Source organism: bacterium (assembly GCA_022616075.1).
In the GTDB taxonomy this organism is placed as follows: Bacteria; Acidobacteriota; HRBIN11; order JAKEFK01; family JAKEFK01; genus JAKEFK01.
This window is the reverse complement of record JAKEFK010000266.1, coordinates 44439-53523: the sequence shown is the minus strand read 5'-3', so window position 1 is coordinate 53523 and position 9085 is coordinate 44439. Positions and strand designations below refer to the sequence as shown.

Here is a 9085-nt window from a genome sequence, read left to right as displayed (position 1 = left end):
GTGCCTGCCCGTGCGGGCGACCACAAGGGTCGCCCCTACTTCTCCAGTTTCGAAATTTCTGACAGCAATGTTCTTGCGCCATGGTGTTGGGGCGCGAGTTTGACAGCTTTTTGGCATTGCGCCAGTGCCCTTTTCGAAAGTCCATTCGTGTAATAGAAACGCGCAAGGTCCACATGATAGTCAGGGTTCCACGGATCCATCTCTAAGGCTTTATAAAAACATTGCTCCGCATCCTTTCCAAATTTCGGATGCTGCGCGTATGCTCTGGCCATCAAGTTGTAGTATTTCGGTTCTGTAGGATTATTTTTGATTGCCTGTTTGCACAGTTGAGCTACGTTCCAGTGATCTCCCAGATCGTACTTCCCTTCCGCGAGTTTGTAGAACTGTTCTGCAACTCTTACGTGATGTTCCATCTCAACGATTTTGTCTGATTTCAAGACTTCCAATCGTACCTGGTGTTTGGAGCGATCCATTTCATCACGTCCCTGTTTATCTTCTTCTTCGGGTTGAATAATCCTTCGAGCTGCGCTGAGCCGCTCCAGCAGTTCACTATCCGATTTTCCTGTTGGCATTTGCTTAATCCGGTTCAAGCTTGTGGGCTCAGGCATGGGCGGAGTTGGGGGAATGGCAGGAGGGGGTGGCGGTTGCGGAGCCGGAGTCTCGAGCCTTCGGGGAGGTCGTTTTTCGAGAGTTGGCTTAAACTGAATGGCTCCCATTTTTGCGAGCGCAAAAACAAAACGAGAAACAATTTCCGCGGGCAAACCGGTAAGTAACTGAAGAGTTTCAAGCGTCGCATCTTCCCCTTCAAAGCGAGATGCGATGAAGCTTTCTTCCGGTTTCAAATTCAAAGTGGAAAGAATGGACTCAAAATCTGCAGTTCGGCTGAGAAAATAATTTTGCGGCAGCTGATTCTTGACCGCTTCAAAATCGACAAGGGTCCGCGCGGCTTCCAGCATTATTTCCGTGATCCGGATGGAGGCAAAAGCATCCTGTTGAATGGAGCCGGTCGCGAATTCGCCTTCAAAAACGGGCCAGAAAAAAACTTGCATCAGCGCTACCTTCATCAGATCCCTGTAAGCCGTTTTGAAATCTGCGAGTGTAAAACTGCGATTCAGAAGAAAGCGGTTTAAGCTGCTTTCCATGTCTTCGGATTTCGGTGGCGAGTCCTCTTTTTTCAGCAGTCCTTTTTGAATCATGGAATTCCATATGTTTTCATCCGGCTGGCTCGATTCGAACAGAATGATCTCCCGGTGCCTTACAAGAAATCGTTTCTGCAGAGCGGCCCATCGCACAGTCAAAACGCCGGCCAGCGTTTCTGAATAAAGCGCCGTGATCAGGTCGAACAGACTCTGGCTCTTCAAAACCGGGACCGCGCTGATATTGATGGCACGCGGGAGTTTCCAATGCGATTGACTCAACAGGTCATTTCTGAGTTTATCGAGGTCTTGAATCAGTTTTGCATAATCCGGATACCGGTCATCCGGATTCTTTCCGGTCATCTTCGCGATGATGTCGTACGCCTGCCGCGGCACCAGGGGATCGAGACTTTCATAATTTGGAAATATTTGGGACGCGTGTTTGATCACCATCTCTATTGCTGATGCTGCGGTGAAGGGAAGTTTTCCATACAGCATGAAAAAGAAAGTGATTCCCAGTGAATAAATATCGGCGCGATGATCCACGGATGCGTTCTGCGCCTGTTCCGGAGCCATGAAGCTCGGAGTCCCAAGCAACTCTTGAACCTGCGTGATACGCACATTCATTTTTTCGGAAAAAGCCAGACCAAAATCCACAATTTTTACTTGCTGATTTTCATCAAACAGTATGTTGCTCGGCTTGATATCGCGGTGCACAACACCTTTTTTGGAAGCCGCTTCCAGTGCCCGCGCACTTTGCAAAATGATATCGAGCGCGGGAACAATATCGATTCTTTGCTTCTTTTTAATCAGATCCGCGACAGAGCCATTGGAACACCATTGAATGGCAAAATAGTGTTCCCCTTCTTCCTCGCCGAAACTGTAAATGAAAGCGATCCCGGGATGATTGATGGCGGCAAGCACTTTTGCTTCGCGGCGGAAGCGTTCCACAAATGCAGGGGAGTTCGATAGCTTTCTTGACAGGATTTTGATCGCAACAAAACGCTCCAGTGGCTCATCATAGGCCTTGAAAACATGCCCCATCGCTCCGCTTCCAATGAGCGTCTCAATCCTGTATACGCCGTACTTCGGCCGAATCTTTACAGCGGTGTCGCTGGAAGAGGGAGCTCCAATAAAATCCACAGTGGGAAAACTTCTTTCCTTTTCAGAAAGAACCGTTTTGGGAATCTCAAGCTGCGGAGTTGCAACAGCGATTCCCCTCCAGGATTCGATTAGACGTTGAAAACTTTTGACTCGAGCCACAAGCTCCCTCAACTCGATGGGCTTAACGAGATATTCGTTGGCGCCCATCGCGAAACAGGCAAGCTTCCGTTCCAAATCAGCGCTACCGCTGAGTATGATCACTGCGATATCGCGAAGAAAGGGGTCTTCCTTAATCACCCTGCAAATTTCATCTCCATTCATTCCAGGAAGACCGAGATCAAGGAGCACTAGGGACGGTTTTGCGCGCAGGACTTGCTCAATCGCTTCGGCGGCAGACGACGCCGTTTGAATGTCGAAACCTTCTTCTTTCAGCGTCTTTTCGAGAAGGTGCCGGTATTCCTGATTATCCTCAACAATGAGGACACTTGCGGAATTCAAACGTGAAACTCTCCTGATGGGTGATAATTTGCGCTCTCAATCATAACACGGTCACCCCTCCGTTACATTGACAAGGAGAGACCCCTTATCTATAATCTGTGTTTCATTTTTGATGTTGAGGACAGTAGTGTCATGAAACGCACGTACCAGCCGAACAACCGGAAGCGGAAGCGAACTCATGGTTTCCTTGTCAGGATGCGTTCTCGATCCGGAAGAAGAGTTCTAAGCAGACGACGGGCCAAAGGAAGGCATAGACTGGCCGTTTGATGCCCGAAAAGCGGGACGAATCTTTCTCGAAAGAACATCGACTTAGAAAATCCACTGAATTCAGACGCGTCTTCTCCAGGGGAAAACGAACAGGTACCCGTTATTTCGTGGTCTATTCGCTACCGAATCGCCTCCCCCTTCCCCGTCTTGGAATTCAAGTGAAAGCGAAAATCGGATCTGCTGCCAAACGGAATTATATTAAGCGTATGGTCCGGGAAACTTTCCGAAAGATGAAAACCGACTTTCGCCAGCCGGTGGACTTGATCTTTATTGCTGAGAAAGAGATTCTCAATCTAAGATGTTCAGAATTCGAAGAAGAATTTCGAAAGGTTGTTTCGCGGCATTTGCGATGAATCAAAGCGCGGGAAGTATCGTTGTGCTGTCACTTCTGCGGTTTTATCAAAGATTTCTTTCCCCGTTGTTGATACCGGCGTGCCGGTTTACACCGACCTGTTCGCAATACGCTCACGATGCCGTTTCAAAGTATGGGGCGTTCAAAGGAATATATCTTGGCATCAAACGAATTCTCCGATGCAATCCTTTCTGTAAAGGAGGGTTCGATCCGGTACGGTAAATTATGGATAAAAAATTAATCTTTTTTCTAGTTGGTTTTTCCTTATTTTATTTTCTCTATTATCAATTTGTTCTCCAGCCAATGGAGAAAAAACTGCCTCGCAAAACGGTTACGGCGCCGGCTCCTTCGACTCCTTCAAAGACCACGACGACACCAGCGCCCGCACCTACTCCAACTGCTCCCGCGCCTTCTGTAGCGCCGGCGACTCCCACAACGGCGGAACCGGCAAAGGTGGTGGTTGTGGATACGCCGCTTTACCGGGCCGAATTCACAAATCAAGGTGCCCTCCTTACTTCCTTTCGCTTGAAGAACTATCTGGATGATCATCGCCAGTCTCTGGAAATGGTCCCGCAATCGGCTGACGGAACGGAACATCCTTTAAAGCTGGAATTGAATGACAAAGAACTTTCGAAATTGGCGAATACTTCAGTCTATTCTGTTTCGAATGATTCCATTTCTCTTTCAGGAAGGGACAAGCAAAGGATGGAATTCACCTTTTCGGATGGCCGAAATAGCTTTTTGAAATCCTTCGAATTCCGCGCCGATAGCTATTTGATTGACTTTTCTGTTGCTGCCCAGCAGGAAAATCAATTTTTGCCGGTAAAGGTGGGTTGGGCACCTGGAATCGAGACGGTCCGCAGCTATTCCAAACCCTCGTTCCTGAATCCCTCACGGGGACTTGTAAATACGGGTGAAAAAGTGGAGCACCTCGATCCGAAGGATGGGTATCAAAGAATCGGTTCCACAGTAAGATGGGCCGGCGTCGAAAATAACTACTTTCTCGCCATCTTCATTCCGTCCAATGCTGGCTCGCAACCTGCCGACACCTACATGGCAAAAGTATCCGCTGACAAAAAACCGCAAAATGTGAACGTGGTGCTTGCGGGAGTTCGTGCCGAGCCGCTGAAAATGACCCTTTTCGTCGGGCCCAAGGATTATGTCATTCTCGATCAACTGGGCATGGATCTCAAGAATGCTGTGGATTTCGGATTCTTTGGTCCCATCACCAAAGCGCTCTTCTTCGGCATGCGTGAATGTTACAAATTCACCAGTAACTATGGCTGGGCCATCGTCCTCATTACGATTGTCATAAAGATTATCTTCACGCCCTTCACTCAAATGAGTTTTGCTTCGATGAAAAAGATGCAGCAGATGCAGCCGGAAATGAAGAAGATTCAGGAAAAATACGCCAAGATGAAAAGCGATGATCCGCGCAAACAGAGCATGAACGTGGAGGTCATGGCGCTTCACAAGCGCTATGGTGTAAATCCTCTAGGTGGTTGCCTGCCGATGTTATTGCAGATGCCTGTTCTGTTTGCCTTCTACAAATTACTATCTAATGCAATAGAACTTCGCGGGGCTCCCTTTGCATTATGGCTCCAGGACCTTTCCCGGCCGGATCCGTTCTGGGTCACCCCGATCCTGATGGGCGCAACGATGCTTCTCCAACAGAAAATGACTCCTGCGACCGATCCAATGCAGAAGAACATGATGTACATCATGCCGGTCATGTTCACATATATTTCGTTAAACCTTCCGAGCGGTCTTGTTCTATACTGGCTGTTGAGCAACGTGCTGGCGATTTCGCATCAGTATTATTTTCAACAACAGCAGCAAAAAGCGATTCCCGCCGTTGTGAAAGCGACCTGATTTGCGAGGCCCCGCGTTATGGTGTTTGAAACGGAAGATACCATCGCAGCCATCGCCACACCGTATGGACGTTCAGCGCTGGGAACCATCAGAATCAGCGGCTCCGACTCTTTTCCAATTACTTCTAAGGTATTCGTAGCCAGGAATGATTCCGCAATAACGCCGTATCGTCCTACGCTAGGAAGGATCCTTACTCAAAGCCGTGAAATCGATGAGGCTTTGCTGATCTATTTTCAAAAACCGCACTCCTACACAAAGGAAGACCTGATTGAGATCACCTGCCATGGCAACCCTTTGATCCTGGATCAAGTGCTCGGTTCTTTGGTAAGCGCCGGCGCGCGACATGCCAAACCCGGGGAGTTTACGTATCGAGCATTCTTAAACGGAAGGATTGATCTGGTTCAAGCGGGCGCTGTCAATGATTTGATCACAGCTGATTCTGTGTACCAGGCGGAGCTTGCCTTAAATCAACTGGAAGGAAAACTCAGTCGACGATTTCAAGAGTTGAGGAGCGGCTTCATTGAGCTGATTTCACTGCTGGAAGGAAATATCGATTTCAGCGAGGAGCAACATTATAATTTTATTGACAAAACGGAAACAAACCGCCGCTTGAATGAATTGATCGCGCAGGTTGAAGGACTCCTCGGCACATTTGAGCGTGGCAGACTGATCCGGGAAGGGTTTCATGTTGCTCTTGTGGGGAAACCAAATGTCGGTAAGTCCAGTTTATTCAATGCTTTACTTGAGGAGAGCCGTGCAATTGTAACGGCGATTCCTGGAACAACGCGAGATTACTTGCGAGAGCGAATGACCCTCGGGAATTTTCTTGTTCAGTTGCTCGATACGGCTGGTGTTCGTGAGAGTGGTGAAGAAATTGAGCAAGAAGGAATCAGGCGTACTCGGCAAGTTATTGCAAAAGCTGATCTTATCCTGTTTGTCCTGGACGGAAGCGGTGTGCCGGACGACCAGGACACGGCTCTATGGCAGGAAACAGAGGGAAAGGACCGGTTTATTGTTTGGAATAAATCTGATCTGTCAGGTTTTCGAGAATCAGATTGGGCTGGTGAAGCCTCGATGCGGGTTTCTGCGATGACGGGAAATGGGATTCAGGAGCTGAGATCGCGGATTCAAAAACATATGGAGGAGCGTGTTCGTTTCAACGGCGAGGATTTCCTTATTTCAAACGTCCGGCACCGCGAGATCCTGGAATCGGCTCTGCTGTCACTTCGAAGAGCCGGTGAATCTGTCAAGAAAGGAATGAGCGAGGAGTTTGCAATGGTTGATTTGCACCAGGCGCTTGGCAAAGTCGGCGAAATTACAGGCGATGTTACGATTGAAGATGTATACCAGCATATTTTCAGCAATTTTTGCATAGGCAAATGAGAAATTTTGATGTGATTGTGATCGGCGGCGGCCACGCGGGCTGCGAGGCTGCATCGACTTGCGCCCGTGGCGGCGTCCGGACGGCGTTGATTACCATGTCTCTGGATGCGATCGGTCAAATGTCTTGCAATCCTGCAATTGGAGGAGTCGCGAAAGGTCAGCTGGTACGGGAAATCGATTCTCTGGGCGGTATCATGGGCAAGTTAGCGGATCGCACCGGGATCCAGTTCCGACTACTGAATCGCAGTAAGGGAACAGCCGTCTGGTCTCCAAGATGTCAGTCTGATAAGAAAGAATACAGACACGTGATGCGTTCCCTGCTCGAATCGACCCCGAATCTGGAACTGATAGAAGGAATCGCATCTGAACTGGCCGTGGAGAAGAATGCGATCTCGGGTTTGCGATTGCTCGGTGGAGAGGAGTTATCCTGCCAGGCCGTAATTATCACCACCGGCACTTTTCTAAACGGGCTGATCCACATTGGCGAGCGGAAGATTCAGGCGGGACGCATTCAGGAACCAGCGGCCACTCACCTTTCCGAATCGTTGCGAAATTTTGGCTTCGAGATGGGTCGGCTGAAGACTGGCACTCCTCCTCGAATTCATAAGAACAGCATAGATTTTGACCAATTGCAGGAACAATGGGGAGATGAAGAACCATTCTTCTTTTCGCCGGAAACCGAGAACTGTTTTCTGCCTCAAATAGCCTGTCACATCACTTATACAAATGAGGCGGTCCATGATTTGATTCGTGCGAATCTGGACCGATCTCCGATGTACAGCGGCCAGATTCACGGGATCGGTCCCCGTTATTGCCCTTCGGTGGAAGACAAAGTGGTAAAGTTTCCGGACAAGGACCGGCATCAGCTATTCATCGAGCCTGAGGGATTGGAGACGGATGAATACTACATCAACGGACTTTCCACTTCGTTGCCGGAGGAGATTCAGCGATTGATCTTGAGGGAGGTGCCTGGACTGGAAAAAGCAGAAATGCTCAAGCCGGGCTACGCGGTCGAGTACGATTACATTCAACCGACCGAACTTTATCCGACCTTAGAAACGAAGAAGATTCCTGGTTTGTTTTTGGCAGGCCAGATTAATGGGACGTCCGGCTATGAAGAGGCAGCAGCTCAAGGCATGATGGCCGGGATCAACGCGCTGCAAAAGGTCCGGAAAGAGGAGCCATTCGTCTTAAACCGCTGGGAAGCGTACATCGGTATCTTGATCGACGATCTTGTTACCAAAGGTACAGCAGAGCCTTACCGAATGTTCACATCCCGCGCCGAATATCGCTTGATGCTGAGGCTGGACAATGTGGAGGAGCGATTGACTCCCTATGGCAGAAGGCTCGGTATCGTCGACGATCAACGTTTCGAACGGTTTGAATCAGAGCAGGAATCATTGAATAAGAGCCTGGAGCATTTGCGAAACACGAAAATCGTTTATCAACAGCAAGGCCAGACCGCCGAGCAACTACTTCGACGTCCCGAAGTGCGTCTCGAACTGGTCGAACAGCTATCGGGTCAGACGCTCCATGAGCTGAATAAGATGCAGCGTTTTGCCATCGAGAGCCGGATCAAGTATGAAGGCTACATCCAGAGACAGATTTTGGAAGCGGAAAAGATGAAGAAGTGGGAGAAGAAGGGGATTCCTGCAGATATGAGTTTCCGCTCCATTCCGGGTTTAACTCGTGAGATCGTTGAGAAACTGGAGAGGATTCGACCACAGACTTTCGGGCAAGCGCAGCGGATTTCCGGTATGACTCCCGCCGCTCTTTCCCTCCTCCGAATTTATCTCGAAAAACGTTACAGAACTACCCATGGCTCTGTTGAAGCAGTGGAGCTCTGAGGGGCTCCTACCCCAGATCGTTTTCCAAAGACTCAACCTATTTCTGGATCTTCTCGTCGAGTGGAATCAACGGATCAATTTAACAGGTCTTCGTTCGCGAGACCAAATGGAAGGTCTGCTGATCGGCGAATCGATTCTGGCCGCTCGAGCTTTTCCAATGTCCGGCAAGAGGGTATTGGATTTTGGTTCAGGCGCCGGCATTCCGGGTCTGGTTTGGGCCACCTACGATCCCTCCATTCACTTGACTTCCGTCGAGATTCGCGAGAAAAAAGTCGCATTTCAGAAGGAAGTGGTAAGAAAGCTGCAAGTAAAGGCCGAGATAATTCGGGGGAAATTTCCGGAATCCGTGAGTGATCGGCAGTTTGACGTGATTGCAACCCGCGCCATCCGATTCTCGAACCAGCTTTGGACGCAAGCGTCGTTGCTTCTTTCTCCTGGAGGCAGCTTGATGCACTTCGCAAATCCGGATGTCGAAGAGAAAGGTTGGCGTTCCCTGCCGGTTTCGGATCGGACATCCTTATTGATTCGTACGTAGCGTCGAATTCATACGCTACAATCAGCGACCAAAGTGGCTACTACAAACAAATGTTCCACGTGAAAACATTCGTCTCATGATATTCTTCTTA

8 protein-coding genes are annotated in these 9085 nt (G+C 49.1%); 7 read left to right on the top strand and 1 reads right to left on the bottom strand.

The features are described from left to right. Positions 1–35 precede the first annotated feature (35 nt). Positions 36–2738: a protein kinase gene (locus tag L0156_22180; protein ID MCI0605705.1), complete on the bottom strand. Its 2703-nt coding sequence runs from the start codon at positions 2736–2738 to the stop codon at positions 36–38. 132 nt (positions 2739–2870) lie between these two features. On the opposite strand from L0156_22180, the gene rpmH reads away from it, so the two are divergent. Genes rpmH through rsmG form a run of 7 tightly spaced genes read left to right on the top strand, consistent with a single transcriptional unit; the run spans position 2871 to position 8994 of the window. Then, positions 2871–3005, top strand: coding sequence for a 50S ribosomal protein L34 (gene rpmH / locus L0156_22175; GenBank protein MCI0605704.1), 135 nt, complete (start codon positions 2871–2873; stop codon positions 3003–3005). Further along, positions 3005–3358 (top strand): ribonuclease P protein component, encoded by a 354-nt coding sequence (rnpA, locus tag L0156_22170; GenBank protein MCI0605703.1) that lies wholly within the window; start codon positions 3005–3007, stop codon positions 3356–3358. Before rpmH ends, rnpA begins: the two co-directional genes overlap by 1 nt. Beyond that, the gene (gene yidD / locus L0156_22165; protein MCI0605702.1) at positions 3355–3579 is read left to right on the top strand and encodes a membrane protein insertion efficiency factor YidD; all 225 of its coding nucleotides are present in this window, start codon (positions 3355–3357) and stop codon (positions 3577–3579) included. Before rnpA ends, yidD begins: the two co-directional genes overlap by 4 nt. A 3-nt stretch (positions 3580–3582) precedes the next feature. Beyond that, complete coding sequence (yidC, locus tag L0156_22160) at positions 3583–5229, top strand: membrane protein insertase YidC (protein ID MCI0605701.1); 1647 nt, start codon at positions 3583–3585, stop codon at positions 5227–5229. Between the two features lie 18 nt (positions 5230–5247). Further along, positions 5248–6612, top strand: a complete 1365-nt coding sequence (gene mnmE, locus L0156_22155; protein ID MCI0605700.1) for a tRNA uridine-5-carboxymethylaminomethyl(34) synthesis GTPase MnmE — start codon at positions 5248–5250, stop codon at positions 6610–6612. Further along, on the top strand, positions 6609–8459 hold the full coding sequence (mnmG, locus tag L0156_22150) for a tRNA uridine-5-carboxymethylaminomethyl(34) synthesis enzyme MnmG (protein ID MCI0605699.1): 1851 nt from the start codon (positions 6609–6611) through the stop codon (positions 8457–8459). Before mnmE ends, mnmG begins: the two co-directional genes overlap by 4 nt. After that, positions 8431–8994 (top strand): 16S rRNA (guanine(527)-N(7))-methyltransferase RsmG, encoded by a 564-nt coding sequence (rsmG, locus tag L0156_22145; protein ID MCI0605698.1) that lies wholly within the window; start codon positions 8431–8433, stop codon positions 8992–8994. Before mnmG ends, rsmG begins: the two co-directional genes overlap by 29 nt. The last annotated feature ends 91 nt before the right edge of the window (positions 8995–9085 follow it).

Excerpts from the sequence above, each read along its gene's own strand:
- rpmH (MCI0605704.1), top strand. The coding sequence starts at position 2,871 with ATGAAACGCACGTACCAGCCGAACAACCGGAAGCGGAAGCGAACTCAT.
- rnpA (MCI0605703.1), top strand. The coding sequence starts at position 3,005 with ATGCCCGAAAAGCGGGACGAATCTTTCTCGAAAGAACATCGACTTAGA.
- yidD (MCI0605702.1), top strand. The coding sequence starts at position 3,355 with ATGAATCAAAGCGCGGGAAGTATCGTTGTGCTGTCACTTCTGCGGTTT.
- yidC (MCI0605701.1), top strand. The coding sequence starts at position 3,583 with ATGGATAAAAAATTAATCTTTTTTCTAGTTGGTTTTTCCTTATTTTAT.
- mnmE (MCI0605700.1), top strand. The coding sequence starts at position 5,248 with ATGGTGTTTGAAACGGAAGATACCATCGCAGCCATCGCCACACCGTAT.
- mnmG (MCI0605699.1), top strand. The coding sequence starts at position 6,609 with ATGAGAAATTTTGATGTGATTGTGATCGGCGGCGGCCACGCGGGCTGC.
- rsmG (MCI0605698.1), top strand. The coding sequence starts at position 8,431 with ATGGCTCTGTTGAAGCAGTGGAGCTCTGAGGGGCTCCTACCCCAGATC.